The following is a 23,241-nucleotide window of genomic DNA, read 5'->3' as shown; positions in this document are numbered from 1 at the left end:
CATTCGGCCCCAGGCTCAGGCAGGATTGGGCCATGCCCGGCGACTCGGAGAGGACGCGGCCCCCCACGGACGGGGCCGTCCCCCGACCCGCCGAGGCGCTGGACGACACCACGGGGGAGACGATGCGCCGGACGGCGGAGGACGTGCACGAGCAGAGCGAGCGCGGTGACGAGGGTGGCGAGGTGACCGTGGCGGAGACGGTCGCCGCGACGGCCGACGGTGGCGCTGCCCCCGGGCAGCCGCCCGGGTCCCCGGGCGGACGTGCCCATGCGTCCGCTCCCGACGTCGAGGTCGTCGAGCCGCCCATCCCGGATCGCGTGCGCCGCCCCGTCGACGGCGTGCGCCTTGCCGTCGCCGTGGTGATCCTCGTGCTGGGACTCGTCGGGGCCGACCTCGCGGCGGGCACGCGAGGCGCGGTCGAGCAGGACCTCACCGACGCCACGAGCGGGCTGCCCAGACTGCTGCTCACGCTGCTCGGCTGGATGAGCGGCATCGGCGTGCTGCTCCTGCCGATCGGCGTGGGCGCCGACCTGCTGGTGCGGCGTCGGCCGATGCAGCTGATCCAGGCGCTCGGCGCCGCCGTCGTGGGAGGCATCCTCGTCATCGTGCTCGCCGTGCTCGTCGAGTCGGGCAACGGGGGGTTCGTCACCGACGTGCTGACGCGGCCGACGGCGACGGGGCACACGGGACCACTCGACATCGTCATCGTCTCGATGGTGGCGCTGCTCACCGTCGCCGACATCTCGGGCCGCAAGTGGATCTCGCCGATCGCGACGGTCGTCGTCATCGCGACCCTCGTCACGACCCTCCTCTCGGGCGCCCTGACCCTCGCGGCCCTCGCCTGCTCGCTCCTCGTCGGCTGGATCGTCGGCCTGGTCTTCCGCCTCGCGTTCGGCGTCAGGTCGACCAGGCCCCCGGGTGTCGAGGTGGCTGCGGTGCTCGTGGCCGGCGGGGTGCCCCTGACCCGTCTGGAGCTCATCGACGCCAACGACGCCGGTGACCGGCGCTACGTCGGTGCCACGCACGACGGGATCCTCGACGTCCACGTCATCGACCGTGACACGTTCGGTCTCGCCTCAGGTCGGCGCCTGCTGCGCGTGCTCCGCCTCCGCAGCGGCTTCACCAGGCCGCCCGCCCTGACGCTGCGCTCCGAGATCGAGCACCGCACCCTGATGGGGCTCGCCCTGCACGACGCGGGCATCCGGGCCCCCCGGCCGGTCGCCGTCTCGGAGGTCGGGCCGTTCTCGGCCGTCATCGCCTACGACGAGCCGCAGGGCACGCCGCTCAGTGACGTCGACGGCGACCTCGACGACGCCCGGCTCGCCGCGATCTGGCGCCTGGCAGCCACCCTCCACCGGCGCCGCATCGTGCACCGTCAGCTCGGACCGTCGACGGTCCTCGTCGACGACCGCGGCGGGGTCGCACTCTCGAGGCTGGGCAGCGGCGACGTCGCCGCTGACGACATCAGCCTGCGCATCGACCTCGCTCAGCTGCTCACGACGGTGGCCCTCGCCGTGGGTCCGGAGCGCACCGTCGACTCGGCCGTCGCGGCGCTCGGCGAGGACGCCGTCCTGCGAGCCGTCCCGGTGCTCCAGCCGGTCGCCCTGAGCCCGGACGCCCGGGTGGCGCTCAAGGCGTCCAAGTCGGTCATGGGCGAGCTGCGTGAGCGGCTCGTGGCCCTGCGGCCGAAGGCCGAGGCCGTCGAGCCCGTCCAGCTCCGGCGCATCTCGGCGCGTGGCGTGGTCACCCTGGTCGGTGGGGGCATCGCCGGCTACCTGCTCCTGACCCAGCTCGCCCAGGTCGACATCGGCGAGGTCGTCACCACCGCCGACTGGCGCTGGGCGGCTCTCCTGGTGCTCTTCGCGGCAGCGACCTTCGCCGGGGCCTCCATCGCGCTCGCCGGCGCCGTCCAGATCCACCTCAGGTTCATCCGGACGTACATGACCCAGCTCGCCGTCGCGTTCAGCGGTCTCGTGGCGCCGGCCGCCGTGGGCAACATCGCGCTCAACACGCGCTACCTGCAGACCTCGGGCCTGTCCCCGACGATCGCCGGAGCGAGCGTCGGTGTGGCGCAGGTCGCCCAGTTCTGCTCGTACTTCGTCCTGCTCGTCATCTCGGGCGTCATCGCCGGCACCGGGCCCGCGGTCTCGTTCAGCCCGTCCCCGGTGCTCGTCGCCGCGATCCTCGTCGTCGTGATCCTCGCGCTCGGGCTGCTCGCCCTGCCGAAGGTCCGGGCGCTGCTCACCGACCGGGTGCTCCCGCAGGTCAAGTCCGCCGTCCCTCAGGTGCTCGCCGTCCTCCAGCACCCGGCGAAGCTCATCCAGCTGCTCGGTGGCGCGCTGCTCCTCGACATGTCGTTCGTCGCGGCGCTCGTCTGCGCCACGAGGGCGTTCGGCGCCGACGCACCCGTGGCCGCCATCGCGGTCGTCTACTTCGCTGGTGCCATCGTCGGCTCGGCCGTGCCGACGCCGGGCGGTCTCGGCGGCATCGAGGCCGCCATGTCGTTCGGCCTCATCTCCATCGGGGTCGACAGCGGCACCGCGGTCTCGTCGGTCCTGCTCTATCGTCTCGCGACCTACTGGCTGCCGATCCCGTTCGGGTGGTTCTCGCTCAACTGGCTGCAGAAGGTCGGGGCCATCTAGGCCCGCCTGACGGCATACGCAGACAGCGCGGGACGGACCGTCCGCGGCGACGCGGCCGAGGGCGGTTATCGTCGGGCCATGACGGTGCGGCGGATCATGGGGCTCGAGACCGAGTACGGCATCTCGGTGCCCGGGGACCCGATGGCCAACCCGATGTTCCTCTCGGGACAGGTCATCAGCGTGTATGCCGCGGCCCAGGGGATCCGGTCCAACCAGTCGAGCTGGGACTACGCCTTCGAGGACCCGCTGCGCGACGCCCGCGGCTGGCAGCTCGACCGGCAGACCGCCGACCCGAGCCAGCTGACCGACGTCGAGGACCCGACGCTGGCCAACGTCGTGCTGACCAACGGCGCGCGCTACTACGTCGACCACGCCCACCCCGAGTACAGCTCGCCCGAGGTCACCCTGCCGCGCGATGCCGTGACGTGGGACCGCGCCGGTGACGCGATCGCCCTCGAGTCGGTGCGCCTGCTCGCCACGCGCCCCGGACAGCCGCCGGTCAACCTCTACAAGAACAACGCCGACGGCAAGGGCCAGTCCTACGGCACCCACGAGAACTACCTCATGCCGCGGCGCACGCCCTTCCCAGACATCGTGCGACACCTCATCCCGTTCTTCGTGACCCGTCAGGTCGTGTGCGGTGCGGGCCGGGTCGGCATCGGCGTCGACAGCAGGGGAGCGGGCTACCAGATCTCCCAGCGGGCCGACTTCTTCGAGACCGAGGTGGGCCTCGAGACGACGCTCAAGCGCCCGATCATCAACACCCGGGACGAGCCGCACGCCGTGGCCGACCGCTACCGGCGCCTGCACGTCATCATCGGCGACGCCAACCACCTCGACGTCGCGAACCTGCTCAAGACCGGCACGACCTCGCTCGTGCTCGGGATGATCGAGGACGGCCACCTCACCGAGGACTGGTCGATCCGGCGTCCGGTGGCCGCGCTCCAGACCGTGTCGCACGACCCCACGGTCACGGCCACCGTCGAGCTCGTCGACGGGCGCAGCGTGACCGCGCTCGACCTCCAGTGGATGTACCTCGAGGCGGCCCGTGCCTGGCTCGACCGCCGCGGCGACGACCCCGAGGCCGAGGCGACGGCCGAGGTGATGGGCCTCTGGGAGGAGGCGCTCACCGGCCTCGGCCGCGACGTCATGTCCTGCGCGCCCCTGCTCGACTGGGTCGCCAAGCTCCAGCTGCTCGAGGGCTACCGGGCCCGCGACGGCCTCGCGTGGGACGACCACCGCCTCGCCGCCATCGACATCCAGTGGGCCGACGTGCGCCCCGAGAAGGGGCTCGTGCACCGCCTGCGCGACCGGGGCCTGCTCCGCGACCTCGTGACGCCCGAGGAGGTCAAGGCGGCCCAGACCACGCCGCCCGAGGACACCCGGGCGTGGTTCCGCGGCGAGTGCGTCCGGCGCTTCACCTCGCAGGTGTTCTCGGCCAGCTGGGACTCCGTCGTCTTCGACGTGCCGGGACGCGCCAGCCTGCAGCGCGTGCCCATCCTCGAGCCCGAGCGCGGCACCCGCGCGCAGGTGGGCACCCTCCTCGAGCAGAGCGCCGACGTCGGCGAGCTCCTGCGCGGGCTGGCCACGCCCGAGTAGATGCAGGCGTGCAGGCGCCGTGGTCGATGCGGGACGCCGTCGTGCGCGACACCGGGGGAGCGGCGCGTCCACCGTCGGCGGTGGGTGCTCGGACGGCGAGGGGCGCACGGGTTAGGGTCGGGGCACGAGGTCTTTCACGTCTGGGAGGTAGCCATGCCGGGTCAGGAGCACGTCAAGCCGCAGCGTCGTGACGAGGAGCCGCCGGAGACGCCGGAGGCACCCCCGACCGCGCCCGCCGGCGCCGCCGTCAAGGAAGGGCTGTCGGACGACATCGACAGCGTCCTCGACGAGATCGACGGCGTCCTCGAGTCCAACGCCGAGGAGTTCGTCCGCGGTTTCGTGCAGAAGGGCGGCCAGTGACCCAGTGGTCCACGGGGCGTCCCCGCCGGCTCGACGACGCCTTCCTCAGCGCGGGGTCGTCGTCGTTCACCGAGTTCGTCTCCGCCTACCGTCCTGAGCTGCTCCCCTCAGGTCGGCGACTGCCGTCCGGCGCGAGCATCGAGGCGCCGCACGGCACGACCATCGTCTCCCTGCTCTTCGACGGGGGCGTGGTCATGGCAGGCGACCGCCGCGCCACCATGGGCAACGTCATCGCCAACCGGGACATGGAGAAGGTCTTCGCCGCCGACGACTACAGCGTCGTCGGGATCGCCGGCACGGCCGGTATCGCCATCGAGCTCGTCCGGCTCTACCAGGTCGAGCTCGAGCACTACGAGAAGATCGAGGGAGCGATCATGTCGCTCGAGGGCAAGGCCAACCGCCTGGCCTCGATGATCCGTGGCAACCTCGCGCTCGCCATGCAGGGTCTGACCGTCGTCCCGACGTATGCCGGCTTCGACCTCGAGTCGGCCACCGGGCGGATCTACTCCTACGACGTCACGGGCGGGTGCTACATCGAGGGCGGCCACCACTCGACGGGTTCCGGGTCGGTCTTCGCCCGCGGCGCCCTCAAGAAGCTGTGGCGACCGGGTCTCGAGGAGCAGCAGGCCGTGTCGGTCGCGGTCGAGGCGCTCTACGACGCCGCCGACGACGACTCCGCCACCGGGGGTCCCGACCTCGGCCGCCAGATCTGGCCGACCGTCGCCGTCGTCGACCACTCCGGTGCGCGGTTCGTCGCGCAGGACGTCCTCGAGGCACACGTGCAGCGCATCGTGGCGGCCCGTCGAGACAACCCGGGAGGTGCCCGATGAGCATGCCGTTCTACGTCCCGCCCGAGCAGGTCATGAAGGACCGGGCCGACTTCGCGCGCAAGGGAATCGCCCGCGGACGCTCGGTCATCGTCGTCGGCTACGACCGTGGCATCGCCTTCGTCGCCGAGAACCCCTCGCGGGCGCTGCACAAGGTCTCCGAGATCTACGACCGCATCGCCTTTGCCGCCGTCGGTCGCTACAACGAGTTCGAGAGCCTGCGCGTCGCCGGCATCCGCTATGCCGACCTGCGCGGCTACTCCTACGACCGCACCGACGTCACGGCACGAGCCCTCGCCAACACGTACGCCCAGACCCTCGGGGCGGTGTTCACCCAGGAGTCCAAGCCGTTCGAGATCGAGATCGTCGTGGCCGAGGTCGGGGTCGACAGCGACACCGACCAGATCTTCCGGCTCACCTACGACGGGTCGGTCGCCGACGAGCAGGGCTTCGTGGCGATGGGCGGCGCGAGCGACGCCGCCGAGGAGCGTCTCGGCACCGGCTGGCGACCCGGCATGACGCTGGCCGAGGTCCTCCGCCTGGCCGTCGACGTGCTCGGTGCCGGTGAGAACGGCGAGCGGCGCGCCCTCGACGAGGCCCAGCTCGAGGTGGCCGTGCTCGACCGCGACCGGCCACGGCGCTCGTTCCGGCGGATCGTCGGTCCGCTGCTGACGCGGCTCCTCGGCGACCCGCCCGTGACCGCGGACGCGCCGACTGGTGCCCCCGAGGCGGACCGTGTCGCGCCCGAGGGGAATCCGGCACCGTCGGGGGAGACTCCCGACGCTCCCGGGCAGATGCCGCCCGCCTGAGTGCCCCGCAGCGGCGCAGTCGCCCGAGGGCGCACACGTCGAAGGCCACCCATCGGTCCGGTGGGTGGCCTTCGTGTCGTGCGTGTGCTGCCGTCGTCCCGTCACGGGCGACGCCGGCGCGTCAACGGCGGGTGGCGCCGACCTTGTCGCTTGCGGCGCTGCGCTGGTAGTACGACGACTCGTCGGAGCCGTAGGACGAGCTCTCGCCGTCCGTGTCGACACCCTCCGCGTCGTCGCCCTGCCCGTCGGCGGCCTCGGCCGTCGGCTGCGCGTCGTCAGGCTGGTCCGCGTCGGACGCGGCAGCCTCGGACGGGGCCACCTCGTCACGGTCGTCGCCGCTGTCGTCGGCGGACGCCGCCTGCTGGACGGCCGGGACCGGCTGCTGGGCGTCGGCGACCTGGGGCGGCTGGGCCGTCTTGGCCGGAGCGCCGAGCGTGTCCATGAGGGCGCCGCCACCGAGGGTGGCGAGCATCTGGCGCACGTTGCCGAGCTGTGCGGTGATGCTGTCGCGCTGAGCCGTCGAGGCCGCGAGCTCCCGGTCGGACTCCTCACGCAGGCGCGAGGCGTGGTCGCGGGCCTCGGACACGATCTGGTCGGACTGGGTCTGGGCGTTCTCGAGGAGGCGCTCGGCCTTGGCCCGCATCTCGTGCGCGTCGTGCTCGGCACGCTCGGTCAGCTGGCGCAGGCGGGACTCGCTCTCGTTGAGGGCGGCCTCCTGCTGCTGGCGGCGGGCCTCGAACTCGGCGTCGGCGGACTCGCGGCGCGCCGCGAGCTTGACCTCGAGCTCGGCGGAGGCCGTGGACGCCTTGAGGCGGTGGGACTCGTACTCGGCGGCCGCCTCCTGGCGCTGCGCCGCGGTGACGCTCTGGGCCTCGGCCACGACGGCCTGGGCCTCGCGGTTGGCCTGCGCGATGATCCGCACGGACTCCTCGTCGGCGCGGGCGCGCGCCTGCTCGGCGTACGTCGCCGTCGTCGCCTTGAGCTCGGCGGCGGCGCGGTTGGCGCGCTCGCGGATCTCGTCGGCCTCGCCGTTGGCGCGGGTGCGCATCTCGCCGGCCTCCTGGTCGGCGAGCGACAGGATCTGGGCGATGCGCTCACCGAGGTCGGCGAACGTCTGGGCCGGGGCGGGCGAGCTGTTCTTCTTGAGGTCGGCCATGACGCGCGACTGCTGACCGAGCTGTCCCCGAAGATCGGTCAGGGCGGCGTTGAGCTTGGTCAGCTCGACGCTTCGCTCGGCGGCGTCCTTCTTGGCCGCCTGCAGGGTGCGGTTCTGCGACTCGATGAACGAGTCAACCTCTTCGGGCTCGTAGCCGCGGCGGGAGAACTTGAAGTGTGGTCTGTCGATCATTTCCGTCCAATGCAGGGGATCGTGGAGGGGTACGGCAAGAGGGGGACAGCGGCCATTGTGACAGCCACACCTGACTGACTATCACAGACGTCGGTAAGTCGGACACCGAGCCGGACGATCGTCGCGACACCGAGACACCAGTTCCCCGGGATCTCTTCCGACGGCGTGCCACGACGGCCCTACCCACGCCTGCGGGGCGCCCGGGACGGGCCCGGCCGCGCCGACGGGTGGTCGTGCCCGACGGTCCCGGGACGCGCCGCCTAGAGTTGGTTCATGGAGCGGCGGATCTTCGGGATCGAGAACGAGTACGGCGTCACCTGCACGACGCAGGGCCAGCGTCGCCTGACTCCGGACGAGGTCGCCCGCTACCTCTTCCGCCGCGTCGTCGCCTGGGGACGGTCGAGCAACGTCTTCCTCGGCAACGGCGCCCGGCTCTACCTCGACGTCGGGTCCCACCCGGAGTACGCCACGGCCGAGTGCGACTCGGTGCGCGAGCTCGTCATCCAGGACAAGGCCGGCGAACGAATCCTCGAGGGTCTCGTCGAGGACGCCCAGGGTCGGCTGCGTGACGACGGCGTGGAGGGCGAGATCTTCGTCTTCAAGAACAACACCGACTCCGCCGGCAACTCCTACGGCTGCCACGAGAACTACTGCTACGGCCGTTCGGGCGACTTCCAGCGCGTCTCCGACATGTTCATCCCGTTCCTGATCAGCCGCCAGATCACGTGCGGCGCCGGCAAGGTCGTCGCCACCGCGCACGGGGCGAGCTTCGCCGTGAGCCAGCGCGCCGACCACATCTGGGAGGGCGTGTCGTCGGCGACGACCCGGAGCCGCCCCATCATCAACACCCGCGACGAGCCGCACGCGGATGCCGAGAAGTACCGCCGCCTGCACGTCATCGTCGGTGACTCCAACATGTCCGAGACGACCAACCTGCTCAAGGTCGGCAGCGCCGACCTCGTCCTGCGGATGATCGAGTCGGGCGTCGTCATGCGCGACCTGTCCATGGAGAACCCCATCCGTGCGATCCGGACGATGAGCCACGACCCCACCGGACGGGCCACCGTGCGACTCGCCAACGGCCGTGAGCTCTCGGCGCTGGACATGCAGCGCGAGTACCTCGACAAGGCCATCGAGTTCGTCGACCGCGAGGGGATGGACAGCCCCGACACGAAGCAGGTCATCGACCTGTGGGGTCGCGCGCTCGACGCCATCGGCTCGGGTGACCTCGGCGCGATCGACACGGAGATCGACTGGGTCATCAAGTACCGCCTCATCGAGCGCTACCGCGCCAAGCACGGACTCGCGCTCACCGACGCGAGGATCCAGCAGATCGACCTCGCCTACCACGACATCAACCGGCGTCGCGGGCTCTTCTACCTGCTCCAGCGACACGGTCGGACGGCGCGCGTCGCCTCCGACGTCGAGATCTTCGAGGCCAAGGTGCGCCCGCCGCAGACCACCCGGGCGAAGCTGCGCGGTGACTTCATCCGCGCGGCGCAGGCGCACGGGCGCGACTTCACGGTCGACTGGGTGCACCTGAAGCTCAACGACCAGGCGCAACGCACCGTGCTGTGCAAGGACCCCTTCCGGTCCGTGGACGAGCGGGTCGAGCGCCTCATGGAGACCATCGACCGGTCGCCCACCATCCAGCGTCCGCTCTGACCGCGCAGGGCCCGACACCGCCCGGGATGGGCCCGGTCACGACCTGTGCGGACCTGTCAGTGCGCTGTGAAGCGCGCACAAGGGTGAGCGTTACAGTGGCTGGGATTTGCCCTGCGGGACCTCCACGCCCGCCCGCCCCGACCGAAAGTCTCTCCCAGTGCGCCCCAACCGTCCGGCCGCTCGCACGGCCGTTGCCCTGATCGCTGCCCTCGGGCTCACGAGCCTCGCCGCCTGCGGGTCCGACTCGTCCGGCACCGCCACGACGACCGTGGCCCCCTCGGTCGCGCTCAAGGGCGTGACCGCCACCGGCGCCGTCGACCTCAAGACGGCCCCGAAGGTGACCCTCGGCGCCACCCCGATCAGCTCGAAGGCCGTCGAGCACAAGGTGCTGACCCCGGGCACGGGCAAGGCCGCGACCAAGGCCGACACCGTGCGCCTGCGCGCCCAGATCTACAACGGCACGAGCGGCAAGCTCATCGACGACGGCTACGCCGCGGGTCGTTCGGCGGAGGCCTACCGCCTCGGCCGCACCGACATCGTCGCCGGCTTCACCGAGGGCCTCGTCGGCGCCACGAAGGGCGGCCGCATCGCCTTCACGATCCCGCCCGAGAAGGGTTTCGGCTCGGCCGGCAACGACCAGCTCGGCGTCAAGGGGACCGACACCATCGTCGTCGTCGCCGACATCCAGGACGTGCACACCCCGCTGACGAAGGTCGACGGCACCCAGACGGCGGCCCCCGCGGGCCTGCCCACCGTCGAGTTCAAGAACGGCCCCACCAAGGAGCCCACGGTCACGGTGCCCAAGACCGCGGCCCCGACGACGACCCAGCAGGCGACGCTCATCCAGGGCACGGGCGCCACGGTCCAGAAGGGCCAGACCATCAGCGCCCAGTACCACGGCGTCCTCTGGAAGGACGGGAGCGTCTTCGACTCCTCGTGGCAGCGCGGCGCGGCCGCGGACTTCCCGATCGGCGTCGGGGGCGTCATCCCCGGTTGGGACAAGACGCTGGTGGGCAAGAAGGTGGGCAGCCGCGTGCTGCTCGTCATCCCGCCGGCCGACGGGTACGGCAAGGCCGGCAGCGCGCCGAAGATCTCCGGCACCGACACGCTCGTCTTCGTCGTCGACATCCTCGACGCGTACTGACCGCACCACCCACCGAGTTCACCGACGAAAGGGAACACGCAGCATGGCACTCGACCCCAACCGCACGAAGCCCGAGATCGACTTCCCTGAGGGTGACGCACCCGCGGACCTCGTCGTCGAGGACCTCATCGAGGGTGACGGCCGCGAGGCGAAGGCCGGCGACACCGTCAGCGCCCACTACGTCGGTGTCGCGCACTCGACCGGCGAGGAGTTCGACTCGTCCTGGAACCGCGGCAGCGCGCTCGACTTCCGTCTCGGCGTCGGCATGGTCATCCCGGGCTGGGACAAGGGCATCGAGGGCATGAAGGTCGGTGGTCGGCGCAAGCTGACCATCCCGGCGCACCTCGCCTACGGCGACCGTGGTGCCGGCGGCGCCATCAAGCCGGGCGAGGCGCTGATCTTCGTCGTCGACCTCGACGACGTCAGATGACTCTGGCTCGCCTCGCTCGCCGGGTTCGGCGCGCCTGACGTCGCGCCTTCCCTCCTCGACTCGCTCGCATCGCTCGTCAGTCCAGGTGTGACGCGCGCCGAACGCTCGCCAGCCCGGCGGCATACCGCCCCGCGACGGCCGCGCCGAGAAATCCGGCGCGGTCGTCGTCGTATCCGCGGCCCATGGTGCGCAGCGGGACCGGCGCCTCGCGCAGAGCGGTGTCGAGGCCGTCGGTGTCGACCTCGTGCAGCACGAGGCGACCCCCGCTCGCCTCGGCGAGCCGGCGCGCCTGCTCGGTCACCCGGGCGCCGACGTCGCCCGGGAGGCGCGGGACGGGCACGTCGGCATGCACCAGGGCCACGCGGCCGTATGCCGTGAGGCTGTGGTGCGAGACGCCGCGGTGCCGCTCGCGCGGGTCGGCCTCCGAGATGCGCAGCGCGCAGACGGGCCGACCGCCGAGGGTCCCCGCGGCGTTCACGGCCTCTCCCGCGGACGTCCCGGAGAAGCCCCACCGGGTGCCCGTGCCGAGGTTGCCCGGGCCCTGCGAGACGACGACGACGTCCGCGCCGACGACGTGGTGCGCGGCGAGCAGGCCGGTGTGGACGTTGACGGCCTCGAGGTCGCCGCCGAAGGCCTGCCCGACCGTGACGGACGCCTCGAGCCAGCCTGCCTCGCGCAGGCCGGCCACGGTGCGGGAGAAGTCGATGGGCAGGGCGCCGCCGTCGGTCATGACGTAGGCGACGCGCAGCGACGGCGCGGTCTCGCGCAGGCCGGCCAGGATCGCGGGGAGAGCGGAGTGCAGGTCGGCGACGACGACCGGCAGACCGGCGAGGTCGTCCGCGTCGGCGAGCACGGCGTGGTGCTCGCTGTCCTGCTCGTCGACGCCGAGGACCATGGTCTGGCTCGGGGTGTAGCGCGCCTTGACGACGTGGCCCGGCACCGCGCCGACGTCGTCGACGGGGCGGGGGAGCGCGTCCGGCGCGGCGACGACAATGGCGAGCCCACCGGTGCCGAGCCCGCGCTCGAGGGCCGTGGTGTTGAGCAGGACGGCGGTCCCGGGACGCAGGTCGCCGACGACCTCGACGTAGCCGAGCGCGCGGACGACCTCGTCGGAGGCGAGGCGGACGGCATACTCGACCGCGCCCGCCCAGCGGGAGCGCACCTCGATGACGACACCCCGGCGCCACTGGATCATGGGCTGACCCTATTCGATCGCATGTTCGGGTAGCGTCGGACTGCCCCCATGCGCCGCGCCCCTTCAGGAAGGTCTCGATGAGCCCTGCGTCTGCCTCGGCCGACAAGACCGAACGGCTGCTCAACCTCATCCTCGCGCTGAAGTCCGCGCGGCGACCGGTCTCGAAGCAGAAGATCCGCGAGTCGCTGCCTGCCTATGCCGCGGCGACCTCCGACGAGGCGTTCGACCGGATGTTCGAGCGTGACAAGGACGAGCTGCGCGAGATGGGCATCCCCATCTCGACGACGGTCCTCGACGTCCTCTTCGACGACGAGGTCGGCTATCGCATCGAGGCGAGCGAGACCACCCTGCCGGCCATCAGCTTCGAGGCCGACGAGGTTGCCGCCCTGGCGCTGGCCGCCCGTGCGTGGTCGACGGCGAGCATCTCTGGCGCCGCGTCCGCGGGCCTGCGCAAGCTGCGGCTCTCGGGCGTCGAGATCGACGAGTCGGTGGCCGCCGGCGCCGAGCCGCGGATCCGCACCAAGGAGCCGGCCTTCGAGGCCGTGCACGCGGCGGTGTCGGCCCTGCAGCCGATCACCTTCGACTACCGCAAGAACGACGGCGAGCTCACGACCCGCCACGTGCAGCCGTGGGCGCTGAAGAACTGGCACGGCCGCTGGTACGTCACGGGCTTCGACGTCGACCGAGGCGACGAGCGCGCCTTCCGGCTCAGCCGGTTCGAGGGCGCCGTCCGTCGCAAGGGCCGGGCGGGGTCGTATGCCGTCCCGGCCGACCACGTGCCCGAGGTGGCCCTCGAGGCCCAGCTGCCCGAGCCTGCGGGCACCGCCGTCGTCCGGGTGCGCCACGGCCGCGGTCACACGCTGCGCCGCCACGCGCAGCGCACGACGGAGCTCGACGAGCGGTGGGCTGAGATCGAGGTGCCCTACCGCCGTGGCACGACCGAGCGCGACGTCGTCGCGCTCGGCACTCACGCGGTCGCCGTGGCGCCGCCTGAGCTCGTCGACGGGGTGCGGTCGGCGCTGCAGTCGGTCCTCGCGGCGCAGGTCGGTCCAGCCGGCGACGAGCAGTCCCGGACGGGGGAGCAGGCATGAGCGCGCCTCGACGCACGGCGGCACGCCGGCCTCCCGAGACGGCGACGCAGCGCCTCGGGCGACTGCTCGACATGGTCCCGTGGCTGCTGCAGCACCGCGGCGTGTCGATCGCCGAGGCGGCGCACGAGTTCGGGGTCGACGAGGACCAGGTCGTCGAGGACCTCGAGCTGCTCTTCGTGTGCGGCACGCCCGGCTACGGCCACGCCGAGCTCATCGACGCCCAGTGGGACAGCGGCCACATCTACCTCGACAACGCCGACGACATCGCGGCGCCGATGCGACTGACCCGCGACGAGGCGGTCACCCTGACGGCCGGTCTGCAGGCACTGGGGTCGACGCTCGTCGGCTCGGACGTCGCGGAGCGCACGCTCGAGAAGATCCGGGCCGCGGCCGCCACGACCGTGGGTGAGCCGACGGGGCGCATCGACCTCGACCTCGACGACGGCAGCCAGCACGAGGCGATGGCGACGCTCAAGGGCGCCTTCGCGCGCGGGCGCCGCGTCCACCTGCGCTACTACGTCGCGACGCGCGACGAGTCGACCGAGCGGGACGTCGACATCATGCGCATCCTCAACCTCGACGCCCAGTGGTACGTCGAGGGCTACTGCCACCGCGCCGAGGACGTCCGCCTCTTCCGGCTCGACCGGATCGAGGAGGCCACGGCGCTCGACGTCGACGGCACGCCGCCGGACGATGCCCGTCCCCGCGACCTCGACGACGTCTTCGTGCCGGGCGAGAACGACGTCATGGTCGTCATCGAGGCGAGCCGCTGGGCGGCCTGGATCGCGGACTACTACCCCAACGAGGGCGTCGAGCGCGGCCCTGACGGCTCGCTGCGTGTGACGCTCAAGGTGGCAGACCCTGCCCTCGTGCGCCGGCTCGTGCTCCGCCTCGGTGGCGAGGCTCGTGTCGTCGAGCCTCCCGAGCTGGTCGACGCGGTGGCGGCCGAGGCCCGCTCCGCGCTGGCCGCCTACGACCCGGCGGACTGAGCGCGGGCGCGCCAGTCGCCCGTGGCCGGTGTCCACCAGCTGACCACCGGTGCCCACATACCGGTCAGTTGACCGTTCTCATGGACGCCGCACGACTCAGGTTCACCGGGCGCACGTATGCTGGTCACCTGCAGCACCGAGGCTGCACCATGACGGTTCGGATCCGGACCGGCTTTCGACGAGGAGACGTAACCATGCCCAACCTGGGTGCCCCCGAACTCATCATCATCGCGGTCGTGCTCATCGCCCTGTTCGGCTGGAAGAAGCTCCCCGACATGGCCCGCAGCCTCGGCCGCTCCGCCCGGGTCTTCAAGTCCGAGGTCGACGAGCTGAAGAAGGACGGCAAGCCCGTCCCGAGCGACGCCTCCCAGACCACCGTGCCCGGTGACGTCGTGGACGCCGACGCCGAGCGTCGGGCCGCAGAGGCCCGCCTCGCCGACGCCGAGCGTCGCGCCGCCGAGGCCCGCGCCGAGGCCGACCGCCTCCGCGCCGGCAACGCCACCCCGACCCCGACCCCGACGACGACGAGCAGCACGGACGACGTCCGTCGCGACACGACGCTCTGAGTGGGTCGGATCCCGAACTCCTCACACGGACTCACCTGAATGCCGTCACTGCGACGCCAGCGCGACCCCGAGGGGCGGATGTCGCTCGGCGATCACCTCCGTGAGCTGCGCAACCGCATCACCATCAGCGCCATCGCGATCATCATCGGCGGGGTCCTGGGGTGGATCTACTACGACCAGGTCATCAACGCCCTGACCAAGCCCCTGCGCGATCTGCAGGTCGGTCGCGAGGGTGTCGTCAATATCAACTTCGCCGGCATGACGGACGCCTTCGCGCTCCAGCTGACGACCTCGCTGTTCGTCGGGCTCATCCTCGCCTCGCCGGTCTGGCTCTTCCAGATCTGGGGCTTCATCGTCCCTGGCCTGACGAAGAAGGAGAAGCTGCTCGCGCGGCTCTTCGTCGTCGCCGCGGTGCCGCTGTTCCTCGCGGGCTGCTTCTTCGCGTTCATCATGGTGCCCAAGGCCGTGGCGGTGCTGCTCGGCTTCACCCCCGAGGGCGCCTACAACCTGCAGGACGGCTCGCAGTACCTCAACTTCGTCCTCAAGTTCATCGTCGCGTTCGGGTGCGCGTTCCTCCTGCCGGTGTTCCTCGTCGCGCTCAACCTCGTCGGCGTGCTCCGGGCGCAGGCCATGCTCAAGAGCTGGCGCCCGGCTGTCATGATCATCCTCGTCTTCGCGGCGATCATGACCCCGACGCCCGACGCGTACACCATGCTCTTCCTCGCCAGTCCCATGGTGCTCCTGTACTTCGCCTCGGTCGGCGTCGCCTTCCTGCTCGACCGGCGCAAGGACGAGCACAAGCCCGACTGGTTGGACGTCCCCGACGACCAGGCCTCTGCCCTGTAGCGTTCGGGTGTGTCCCACCGCGTCGCCCTGATCGTCAACCCCACCTCCGGGAAGGGCGTCGGACGGGAGATCGGCGACCAGACGCGTCGGCTGCTCCACGAGGCCGGTCACGATGTCGTCGACGTCTCGGGCAGCGACTACCAGCAGGCCCGTTCCCGGGCCCGTGAGGCCGTCTCGGTCGGGGTGGACACCGTGGTCGTCGTCGGTGGCGACGGCATGGTGCACCTCGGGGTCAACCTCTGTGCGGGCACGTCGTCGCGCCTCGCCCTCGTGGCCGCGGGCACGGGCAACGACTTCGCGCGCAACCTCGGACTGCCCATCCGCGATGCCCGCGCAGCGGTCGCGCTGCTCACCGAGGGGCGCACGCGCGACATCGACCTCGGCCGGGTCAGCCACGGGGTCGCGGGGGAGAAGTGGTTCGGGGGCGTCCTCGGGGCCGGCTTCGACGCCGTCGTCAACGCCCGCGCCCAACGCATGACCTGGCCCCGCGGGCAGATGCGCTACAACCTCGCGGTCCTGCGTGAGCTCCCGGTCTTCCGACCGATCCCGTATGCCGTGGAGCTCGACGGTCACCGCCTCGAGACGCGAGCGATGCTGGTGGCCGTCGCCAACACGACGTCGTTCGGTGGAGGCATGCGCGTGTGTCCCGATGCCGACGTCACCGACGGTCTCTTCGACGTCCTGATCGTCCACGCGTTGTCGATCCCGTCGTTCCTCCGGGTCTTTCCCAAGGTCTACTCCGGAACCCACACCACCCACCCGGCCGTCGAGATCCTTCGCGCCCGGCGAGTTCGCTTGGAGGCGAGCGGTATCCATTCACAAGCCGATGGCGAGACGTTCGCCGACCTCCCGATCGACGCCGAGGTCGTGCCCGGTGCCCTGCACGTCGTGACCCCCAAGGAGGTGCTCGCGTGATCGCCACGTGGCCGAGGTTGGCCGAGTTCGCCGCGCAGCTCGACTTCCCGCTCGACGACTTCCAGACGGAGGCGTGCCGGGCGGTCGAGGAGGGCCGCGGCGTCCTCGTGGCGGCCCCGACGGGCGCCGGCAAGACGATCGTCGGCGAGTTCGCCGTGCACCTGGCACTCGCCACGGGACGCAAGGCGTTCTACACGACGCCGATCAAGGCCCTGTCCAACCAGAAGTACGCCGACCTGGTGCGCGTCCACGGCGCCGACCGGGTGGGCCTGCTGACCGGCGACGCCTCGATCAACGGCGAGGCCCCGATCGTCGTCATGACGACCGAGGTCCTGCGCAACATGATGTATGCCGGGTCGACGACACTTCGCGGGCTGGGCTGGGTCGTCATGGACGAGGTCCACTACCTCGCCGACCGCTTCCGCGGGGCGGTGTGGGAGGAGGTCATCATCCACCTGCCTCCCGACGTCAGCGTCGTCTCGCTGTCGGCGACCGTGAGCAACGCCGAGGAGTTCGGCGCGTGGCTCGGCGAGGTGCGCGGCGACACCGAGGTCATCGTCTCGGAGCACCGTCCGGTGCCGCTGTGGCAGCACATGATGGTCGGCCAGACGCTCTTCGACCTGTTCGTCGAGGAGCGTGACGCCGGCCAGGACGACGAGCACTTCGAGGCGGCGCCCGGGCGCTACGCGGTGAGCGTCAACCCCGACCTGGTGCACGCCATCCGGGGCACCGAGGGCCGTGGCGCGTGGGACTCGCACTGGGTCAGCTCGCGGGGCGGCCGGGACAAGGGCCGTCCGCGGGGCAAGGCCGGGCGTGGCGGGTCCGGCGGTGGGGGTCGTGGTGGCCGGGACGACTGGGCCGGACGGGGTCGGCGCGGCAACGACGCACCGGCAGGCCGTGGGCCCGGAGGCGGCGACGGTGGCCGCGGCTTCGCCCGCGGTGGGCGACCCGGTGGGGGAGCCACCCGCGCCGAGGTCATCGAGCGTCTGGAGCGCGAGGGTCTGCTGCCGGCGATCACGTTCATCTTCAGCCGGGCGGGCTGTGACGGCGCGGTGGGTCAGCTGCTGTCGAGCGGCATGCGCCTCATCCCCGAGTCCGAGGGGGAGGCCAACCGCCGCCTCGTCGAGGAGCGCATCCAGGGCCTGGCCGAGGAGGACCTGTCGGTGCTCGGCTACTGGGACTTCGTCGACGGTCTGTCCCGCGGGTTCGCCGCCCACCACGCCGGCATGCTGCCGACGTTCCGCGAGATCGTCGAGGAGCTGTTCACCGCCGGCCGGGTCAGGGCGGTCTTCGCGACCGAGACCCTGGCCCTGGGCATCAACATGCCGGCGCGGACCGTGGTGCTCGAGAAGCTCGTGAAGTTCAACGGCGAGAACCACGTCGACATCTCGCCCGCCGAGTACACCCAGCTCACCGGGCGTGCCGGCCGCCGCGGCATCGACATCGAGGGTCATGCCGTCGTGCTCTGGAACCGCGGTCTCGACCCGGCGGGGGTCGCGGGCCTCGCGTCGACGCGCACGTACCCGCTGCGCTCGAGCTTCCGGCCGACCTACAACATGGCCGTCAACCTCGTGCGCCAGTTCGGCCGGGAGAGCGCCCGAGAGATCCTCGAGACGTCCTTCGCGCAGTTCCAGGCAGACCGTGCCGTCGTCGGCTTCGTCCGCACGGTCCGTCGCAACGAGGAGGCCCTCGCCGGCTACGCCGAGCAGATGACGTGCCACCTCGGCGACTTCTCGGAGTACGCCGCGATCCGCAACGAGATCCGCGACGTCGAGAAGGAGGGCGCCAAGGCCCGGTCCGCGTCGATGCGCACGGCCGCGGCGATCTCCTTGGAGTCGCTGAAGATCGGCGACATCGTGCGCATCCCCGCCGGACGCCACAGCGGCCTGGCCGTGGTAGTCATGCCCAACCGCGGCGGCAAGGGGGAGTCGGCGTCTCCCGCCGTCGTCACCGAGGACCACCAGCTGCGCCGTCTCACCCTGCACGACGTCCCGACGCCGCTGGAGCCGCTCGGCTCGATGCGCGTGCCGAAGCAGTTCAACGCCCGCAACCCCAAGGCACGTCGTGACCTGGCGGCGACCCTGCGCGCGACGATGCCGCACGACCCACCGCCGCGGCGCCGTCAGGCCGAGGCCGACCCGGTCGACGACCGCGTCGACGAGCTGCGCCGGAGGATGAAGGCGCACCCGTGCCACCGCTGCCCCGACCGCGAGAACCATGCCCGCTGGGCCGAGCGGTGGTGGCGGCTGCGCCGTGAGACCGACGGCATCCAGCGCAAGATCGACGGCCGCACCAACTCCGTCGCCAAGACCTTCGACCGCATCTGCGAGCTGCTCGTCGAGATGGGCTACCTCGGAGCAGGCGGCCAGACGGTCACCGGTGACGGCGACCGCCTGCGCCAGCTCTACACGGAGAAGGACCTGCTCGCGGCGGAGTCGCTGCGCGAGGGTGTCTGGCGCCGTCTCGACCCGCCGTCGCTGGCGGCGATCGTCTCGACCCTGGTGCACGAGCCGCGCCGCGAGGAGGGTGGGCTCACCCCGCGGTGGCCCAACGACGACGTGCGCGAGGCGTACGACCGGATGATCCGGATCTGGTCCGACCTCGAGGACGCCGAGGGCGCCCTGGCGCTGCCGCGCACGGGTATGCCGGACGGTGGCCTCGCCTGGGCGATGCACCGGTGGGCGAGCGGCCAGCGTCTGGAGGACGTGCTGCGTGGGACCGACCTCGCAGCCGGCGACTTCGTGCGCCGGTGCAAGCAGGTCATCGACCTGCTCGGGCAGCTGACCGATGCGGCGGATCCGGACCTGGCGACGACGGCGCGGCGGGCGAGCGAGGGCGTCCTGCGGGGTGTCGTCGCCGCCGACCGGCTGGACTGACTCCCACGAGTCCGCTGAGCGTCGGGCGCCCGTTGCACGATTGTCGCCCGGGGCACCCCGTCGGCTATGGTTGCGGCACCGGTCGGCGTTTTTGGTGCTCGTGTCTTTACACGCTCGCATGGAACGCATCTGCGAGCGCAACTGTTTCTTCAGGGTTTCTGGAGTGGTCGCGTCTCTGCCGACCGGGGGTCGCTGACAAGCAACGACTCACTTCCACCCAAAGGAGAAAACATGGCACAGGGAACCGTCAAGTGGTTCAACTCGGAGAAGGGCTTCGGCTTCATCGCCCCGACCGAGGGTCCCGACGTCTTCGTCCACTACTCGGAGATCACGGGCAACGGCTACCGCAGCCTCGAGGAGAACCAGGCCGTCGAGTTCGACGTCGAGCAGGGTCCCAAGGGCCCGCAGGCGATGCGCGTCCGCGCTCTCTGATCGCTCGCTGATCTCGACGGACCCACAGTCCGTACGACGAAGGCCGGTCCCCCTGCGGGGGCCGGCCTTTCGGCTTGCCTGACGTGAGTCGAGCCGTGCCGGTCGCGCCCGACCACGGGACCGAGGACTCGGCCACGGGACGGTGCCCGTGCCGGTCCGGCACACCCGCCGGGCTCGGCTCAGGGCCGTGTCAGAGCCGTGTCAGAGCCGCGTCAGACGGTCGAACGGGCTGTTGACGCGGACCACGCCCGACTCGAAGCGCAGGGTGACCGTCGCCGGGCTGCACGCCACGACCACACCGAGGCCGTGACGCAGGTGCGAGACCCTGTCACCGACCGAGAACTGCTCGATGTCCGGCGCCGGAGCCGGTCTGAAGGGGCTGCTGGAGAGGTGGCGACGGCGGTCGGGCGTTCCGTGGGTGGGCACCCTTCAGTATGCGCCTTTCCGCACCCCGGTGGTGACCTGCGGGCCTGCCGAGGACGCTCAGGAGCCCCTCCGGCCGGCCGAGACGTGACCGTACCGTGACCGGTCGAGCGGTTCGGTGGGCGCTGCGCCGGTCAGTCGATCCCGAGGGCGGAGATGACGCGGTCGAAGGACGACGTGAGCCCGTGCTCGACCGCCAGCCGCGACATGAGGGCCGGGTCGGCGACGGACGTCGGCGCGGCGAGGTCGATGTCGGGCACCGCGGCGTCCTTGGCCACGGCCACGACGCGCGGCGCCGCGTCGAGGTAGTCGCCGGCCGCCTCGAGACGGGCGCGCTGGGCGCCCTTGATGGCGGGGTCGCCGTTGTCGATCGCGGCCCGGATCGCCTCGAGGGTGCCGTAGGTGGTGATCAGCTTGGCGGCGGTCTTCTCGCCGATGCCCGCCACGCCCGGCAGTCCGTCGCTCGTGTCACCGCGCAGGACCGCCATGTCGGCGTAGGCGGGCCCGGTGGTGACGCCGTACTTCTGCGACAGGAAGGCTTGGTCGACGAGGTCGGGGGAGCGCACGCCACCACGGGCGGTGTAGACGACGCGCACGTGGTTGGCGTCGTCGACGAGCTGGAAGAGGTCGCGGTCGCCGGTGACGATGTCGACCGGCATGCGGCCGCTGAACGCCGTGGCCAAGGTCCCGATGACGTCGTCGGCCTCGTAGCCGTCGACGCCGACCCGGGCGATGCCGAGCGCCGTCAGCGCGTCGACGATGATCGGCACCTGCACCCCGAGGGCCTCCGGAACCGACTCGCCGGCGAGCTCGTCGGGGCCCGGCTCGGCGACGCGGTGGGCCTTGTAGGACGGGATGGCCTCGACCCGGAAGGCCGGGCGCCAGTCGTTGTCCCAGCAGGCGACGAGGTGCGTCGGGCGGCCGCGCTCGACGAGCGAGGCGATCATGTCGAGCAGGCCGCGGACCGCGTTGGTGGGCACCCCGCTCGGCCCGATCACCTCGGGCACGCCGAAGAAGGCACGGAAGTAGAGGGACGCGGAGTCGAGCAGGAGCATCCTGGGGGCTCGGGACGGCATACGCGAGAGGGTACCGGGCGGCGACGACGGCACGGGTTGCCGAGGCCCGGTGGCGCCACGATGATGACGTCAGGCGCAACCACCCGGAGCGCACCCCTCGCGGAGAGCCGACGACGATGACGTCTCGCAGTGCTGGCCCCACGTCCACCCCCGCCCGCGGACGCCGGGCACGTCGGGCCGCTGCCGTGCTCGCGGCGCTCGCGACCGCCGTGGCCCTCGTGGCTCTCGTGTCACCCGGCAGCGCCTCGGCGGTGCCCCGGACTGCGGCCGCGCCGGATCTCGGACCCAACGTGCGCGTCTATGACCCCAGCATGTCCGTGGCCGCCATCCGTGCGAGCGTCGACGCGATCTACGAGGAGCAGGTCGACAACGAGATGGGCGCCTTGCGCTACACCCTCCTGTTCAAGCCCGGGACGTACGGCACCCGCGAAGAGCCGCTCATCGTGCAGGTCGGCTACTACACCGAGGTCGCGGGGCTCGGCGCGCTGCCCACCGACGTCGTCATCAACGGGCACGTCGACGTCTACAACCGGTGCCTGGCGCCCGACAACTGCATCGCCCTCAACAACTTCTGGCGGTCGCTGTCCAACCTCACGATCAACGTCATGGGGCTGTCGGACTGCCGCGCGTCCGGCAACTTCTGGGCGGCGTCGCAGGCCGCGCCGATGCGCCGGGTCAACATCGTCGGCGGCAACCTCACGCTGATGGACTACTGCACCGCAGGTCCGCAGTTCGCCAGCGGCGGGTTCATCGCCGACTCGCGGACCGGCTTCGTCGTCAACGGCTCGCAGCAGCAGTACCTCGTGCGCAACAGCGAGATCGGCGGCTGGTCCAACGCGGTGTGGAACCAGGTCTTCTCCGGGGTCGACGGGGCACCGGCCACCTCCTTCCCGAGCCCGCCCTACACGACGCTCGTCACGACACCGGTGAGCCGTGAGCGTCCCTTCCTCTACGTCGACGCAGACGGCACGTGGCAGGTGCGGGTCCCGTCGGCCACGGCCGACTCGTCCGGCGTCACGTGGGCGAACGGCCAGACACCGGGCCGGTCGATCCCGCTGTCCGACTTCTTCGTCGCGCGCCCGACCGACTCGGTGACGACGATCAACAGCCAGCTCGCCCGCGGGAAGCACCTCCTGCTGACGCCGGGGGTCTATGACACCGACCGCAGCATCACCGTGCGCCGTGCCGACACCGTCGTCCTCGCCATGGGCCTCGCGAGCCTCACGGCACGTGGGGGAGCCGTGCCTCTCGTCATCGGGGACGTGCCGGGAGTGGTCGTGGGCGGCCTCATGGTCGACGCCGGGCCCGTGAGCTCGCCGGCCCTCGTCCGTGTCGGCAGCGGGCGCGCGGCGACGCGCTCCGACGCCGGCAACCCCACGACCCTGCTCGACGTCTTCCTCCGCGTCGGGGGTCCCTTCGCCGGCCGCGCCACCGTCGGCCTCGAGGTCAACAGCGACCACACGCTGCTCGACGACATCTGGGCCTGGCGGGCCGACCACGGCCAGGGGGTCGGGTGGACCGTCAACCCCGCCGAGCACGGCGTCGTCGTCAACGGCGACGACGTGACCGCGACCGGCCTCTTCTCCGAGCACTTCCGGGAGTACAACACCGTCTGGAACGGTGAGCGCGGCCGCACGGTGTTCTACCAGAACGAGCTGCCCTACGACGCGCCGGACCAGACCGCCTGGCAGCACGACGGCGTCCTCGGGTGGGCCGGCTACAAGGTCGCCGACACCGTCCGCACCCACGAGCTGTGGGGCGGTGGCAGCTACATCTACACGAACGTCGACCCGACCATCCACGCGACGCGGGGCTTCGAGGTCCCCGTCACCCCCGGCGTACGCCTGCACTCCCTCCTCACGGTGCAGCTGGGTGCCGGGACGCTCGACCACGTCGTCAACGACACCGGGGCGCCGGTCGACTCCTCGGCCGTCGGCGTGCCGAGCAACGTGGTCTCCTTCCCCTGACCCGGACCGAGCGGGGAAGGGAGGGCCCAGCAGGCACGGCC

The 23,241-nt window shown here is 71.6% G+C and carries 20 protein-coding genes; 16 read left to right on the top strand and 4 right to left on the bottom strand.

The features are described 5' to 3' along the window. The first annotated feature begins 32 nt into the window (after positions 1–32). The 5 genes from ASD90_RS12655 (at position 33) to prcA (ending at position 6,237) form a co-directional block, all read left to right on the top strand. Entirely contained in the window at positions 33–2,642 is a 2,610-nt protein-coding gene (locus ASD90_RS12655) for a lysylphosphatidylglycerol synthase transmembrane domain-containing protein (RefSeq protein ID WP_056756876.1), read from the top strand. 78 nt (positions 2,643–2,720) lie between these two features. Further along, complete coding sequence (gene dop / locus ASD90_RS12650; protein ID WP_056756872.1) at positions 2,721–4,241, top strand: depupylase/deamidase Dop; 1,521 nt, start codon at positions 2,721–2,723, stop codon at positions 4,239–4,241. Between the two features lie 153 nt (positions 4,242–4,394). Further along, positions 4,395–4,601 (top strand): ubiquitin-like protein Pup, encoded by a 207-nt coding sequence (locus ASD90_RS12645; protein ID WP_056756869.1) that lies wholly within the window; start codon positions 4,395–4,397, stop codon positions 4,599–4,601. After that, the gene (prcB, locus tag ASD90_RS12640) at positions 4,598–5,431 is read left to right on the top strand and encodes a proteasome subunit beta (protein ID WP_056756863.1); all 834 of its coding nucleotides are present in this window, start codon (positions 4,598–4,600) and stop codon (positions 5,429–5,431) included. Before ASD90_RS12645 ends, prcB begins: the two co-directional genes overlap by 4 nt. After that, positions 5,428–6,237 (top strand): proteasome subunit alpha, encoded by an 810-nt coding sequence (prcA, locus tag ASD90_RS12635; RefSeq protein WP_056756861.1) that lies wholly within the window; start codon positions 5,428–5,430, stop codon positions 6,235–6,237. The genes prcB and prcA overlap by 4 nt, the downstream gene beginning before the upstream one ends. A gap of 121 nt (positions 6,238–6,358) precedes the next feature. On the opposite strand, the gene ASD90_RS12630 is transcribed toward prcA, so the two are convergent. Then, positions 6,359–7,585: a hypothetical protein gene (locus ASD90_RS12630; RefSeq protein WP_056756859.1), complete on the bottom strand. Its 1,227-nt coding sequence runs from the start codon at positions 7,583–7,585 to the stop codon at positions 6,359–6,361. 273 nt (positions 7,586–7,858) lie between these two features. On the opposite strand from ASD90_RS12630, the gene pafA reads away from it, so the two are divergent. The 3 genes from pafA to ASD90_RS12615 all read left to right on the top strand — a co-directional run bounded on the left by pafA (position 7,859) and on the right by ASD90_RS12615 (position 10,824). After that, complete coding sequence (gene pafA, locus ASD90_RS12625; RefSeq protein WP_056756855.1) at positions 7,859–9,250, top strand: Pup--protein ligase; 1,392 nt, start codon at positions 7,859–7,861, stop codon at positions 9,248–9,250. Positions 9,251–9,407: 157 nt separating this feature from the next. Next, positions 9,408–10,394 carry an FKBP-type peptidyl-prolyl cis-trans isomerase gene (locus tag ASD90_RS12620; protein ID WP_056756849.1) on the top strand — a complete coding sequence of 329 codons (987 nt, stop codon included), beginning with the start codon at positions 9,408–9,410 and terminating at the stop codon, positions 10,392–10,394. Between the two features lie 43 nt (positions 10,395–10,437). Next, positions 10,438–10,824: an FKBP-type peptidyl-prolyl cis-trans isomerase gene (locus tag ASD90_RS12615; RefSeq protein WP_056756842.1), complete on the top strand. Its 387-nt coding sequence runs from the start codon at positions 10,438–10,440 to the stop codon at positions 10,822–10,824. A gap of 76 nt (positions 10,825–10,900) precedes the next feature. Here the strand turns inward: ASD90_RS12615 and ASD90_RS12610 are convergent, their stop codons facing one another. Then, entirely contained in the window at positions 10,901–12,019 is a 1,119-nt protein-coding gene (locus ASD90_RS12610) for a DUF3866 family protein (protein ID WP_056756840.1), read from the bottom strand. Between the two features lie 77 nt (positions 12,020–12,096). On the opposite strand from ASD90_RS12610, the gene ASD90_RS12605 reads away from it, so the two are divergent. The 7 genes from ASD90_RS12605 (at position 12,097) to ASD90_RS12575 (ending at position 19,734) form a co-directional block, all read left to right on the top strand. Further along, a complete protein-coding gene (locus tag ASD90_RS12605) occupies positions 12,097–13,110 on the top strand; it encodes a YafY family protein (RefSeq protein WP_056756839.1) in 1,014 nt (337 codons plus the stop codon). Next, a complete protein-coding gene (locus ASD90_RS12600) occupies positions 13,107–14,099 on the top strand; it encodes a YafY family protein (protein WP_056756838.1) in 993 nt (330 codons plus the stop codon). Before ASD90_RS12605 ends, ASD90_RS12600 begins: the two co-directional genes overlap by 4 nt. 194 nt (positions 14,100–14,293) lie before the next feature. Next, a complete protein-coding gene (gene tatA, locus ASD90_RS12595; protein WP_056756833.1) occupies positions 14,294–14,665 on the top strand; it encodes a Sec-independent protein translocase subunit TatA in 372 nt (123 codons plus the stop codon). Between the two features lie 39 nt (positions 14,666–14,704). Next, complete coding sequence (tatC, locus tag ASD90_RS12590) at positions 14,705–15,511, top strand: twin-arginine translocase subunit TatC (RefSeq protein ID WP_235506623.1); 807 nt, start codon at positions 14,705–14,707, stop codon at positions 15,509–15,511. A gap of 9 nt (positions 15,512–15,520) precedes the next feature. Beyond that, entirely contained in the window at positions 15,521–16,426 is a 906-nt protein-coding gene (locus ASD90_RS12585; protein ID WP_056756825.1) for a diacylglycerol kinase, read from the top strand. Next, the gene (locus tag ASD90_RS12580) at positions 16,423–19,302 is read left to right on the top strand and encodes an RNA helicase (RefSeq protein WP_056756822.1); all 2,880 of its coding nucleotides are present in this window, start codon (positions 16,423–16,425) and stop codon (positions 19,300–19,302) included. Before ASD90_RS12585 ends, ASD90_RS12580 begins: the two co-directional genes overlap by 4 nt. A gap of 231 nt (positions 19,303–19,533) precedes the next feature. After that, complete coding sequence (locus ASD90_RS12575; RefSeq protein ID WP_020144233.1) at positions 19,534–19,734, top strand: cold-shock protein; 201 nt, start codon at positions 19,534–19,536, stop codon at positions 19,732–19,734. Between the two features lie 201 nt (positions 19,735–19,935). Here the strand turns inward: ASD90_RS12575 and ASD90_RS12570 are convergent, their stop codons facing one another. Both ASD90_RS12570 and ASD90_RS12565 read right to left on the bottom strand, forming a co-directional pair. Further along, the gene (locus ASD90_RS12570; protein ID WP_056756819.1) at positions 19,936–20,160 is read right to left on the bottom strand and encodes a hypothetical protein; all 225 of its coding nucleotides are present in this window, start codon (positions 20,158–20,160) and stop codon (positions 19,936–19,938) included. Positions 20,161–20,291: 131 nt separating this feature from the next. Next, complete coding sequence (locus ASD90_RS12565) at positions 20,292–21,233, bottom strand: 5'-3' exonuclease (protein WP_056756818.1); 942 nt, start codon at positions 21,231–21,233, stop codon at positions 20,292–20,294. A 116-nt stretch (positions 21,234–21,349) separates the two neighbouring features. Here ASD90_RS12565 and ASD90_RS12560 point away from each other — a divergent pair, with 116 nt between their 5' ends. Further along, on the top strand, positions 21,350–23,200 hold the full coding sequence (locus ASD90_RS12560) for a hypothetical protein (RefSeq protein ID WP_056756817.1): 1,851 nt from the start codon (positions 21,350–21,352) through the stop codon (positions 23,198–23,200). The last annotated feature ends 41 nt before the right edge of the window (positions 23,201–23,241 follow it).

The sequence above is a fragment of the Terrabacter sp. Root181 genome (assembly GCF_001428505.1).
Lineage (GTDB): Bacteria > Actinomycetota > Actinomycetes > Actinomycetales > Dermatophilaceae > Terrabacter.
Note: the sequence above shows the minus strand (reverse complement) of the source record. Positions and strands in the feature narration are given on the sequence as shown.

What these genes read in the sequence shown, in the direction of transcription:
- ASD90_RS12605 (WP_056756839.1), top strand. Translation starts at nt 12,097, where the DNA reads ATGAGCCCTGCGTCTGCCTCGGCCGACAAGACCGAACGGCTGCTCAAC.
- ASD90_RS12630 (WP_056756859.1), bottom strand. Translation starts at nt 7,585, where the DNA reads ATGATCGACAGACCACACTTCAAGTTCTCCCGCCGCGGCTACGAGCCC.
- ASD90_RS12610 (WP_056756840.1), bottom strand. Translation starts at nt 12,019, where the DNA reads ATGATCCAGTGGCGCCGGGGTGTCGTCATCGAGGTGCGCTCCCGCTGG.
- prcA (WP_056756861.1), top strand. Translation starts at nt 5,428, where the DNA reads ATGAGCATGCCGTTCTACGTCCCGCCCGAGCAGGTCATGAAGGACCGG.
- ASD90_RS12645 (WP_056756869.1), top strand. Translation starts at nt 4,395, where the DNA reads ATGCCGGGTCAGGAGCACGTCAAGCCGCAGCGTCGTGACGAGGAGCCG.
- ASD90_RS12615 (WP_056756842.1), top strand. Translation starts at nt 10,438, where the DNA reads ATGGCACTCGACCCCAACCGCACGAAGCCCGAGATCGACTTCCCTGAG.
- tatA (WP_056756833.1), top strand. Translation starts at nt 14,294, where the DNA reads ATGCCCAACCTGGGTGCCCCCGAACTCATCATCATCGCGGTCGTGCTC.
- ASD90_RS12655 (WP_056756876.1), top strand. Translation starts at nt 33, where the DNA reads ATGCCCGGCGACTCGGAGAGGACGCGGCCCCCCACGGACGGGGCCGTC.
- tatC (WP_235506623.1), top strand. Translation starts at nt 14,705, where the DNA reads ATGCCGTCACTGCGACGCCAGCGCGACCCCGAGGGGCGGATGTCGCTC.
- ASD90_RS12565 (WP_056756818.1), bottom strand. Translation starts at nt 21,233, where the DNA reads ATGCCGTCCCGAGCCCCCAGGATGCTCCTGCTCGACTCCGCGTCCCTC.
- ASD90_RS12600 (WP_056756838.1), top strand. Translation starts at nt 13,107, where the DNA reads ATGAGCGCGCCTCGACGCACGGCGGCACGCCGGCCTCCCGAGACGGCG.
- dop (WP_056756872.1), top strand. Translation starts at nt 2,721, where the DNA reads ATGACGGTGCGGCGGATCATGGGGCTCGAGACCGAGTACGGCATCTCG.
- pafA (WP_056756855.1), top strand. Translation starts at nt 7,859, where the DNA reads ATGGAGCGGCGGATCTTCGGGATCGAGAACGAGTACGGCGTCACCTGC.
- ASD90_RS12575 (WP_020144233.1), top strand. Translation starts at nt 19,534, where the DNA reads ATGGCACAGGGAACCGTCAAGTGGTTCAACTCGGAGAAGGGCTTCGGC.
- ASD90_RS12560 (WP_056756817.1), top strand. Translation starts at nt 21,350, where the DNA reads ATGACGTCTCGCAGTGCTGGCCCCACGTCCACCCCCGCCCGCGGACGC.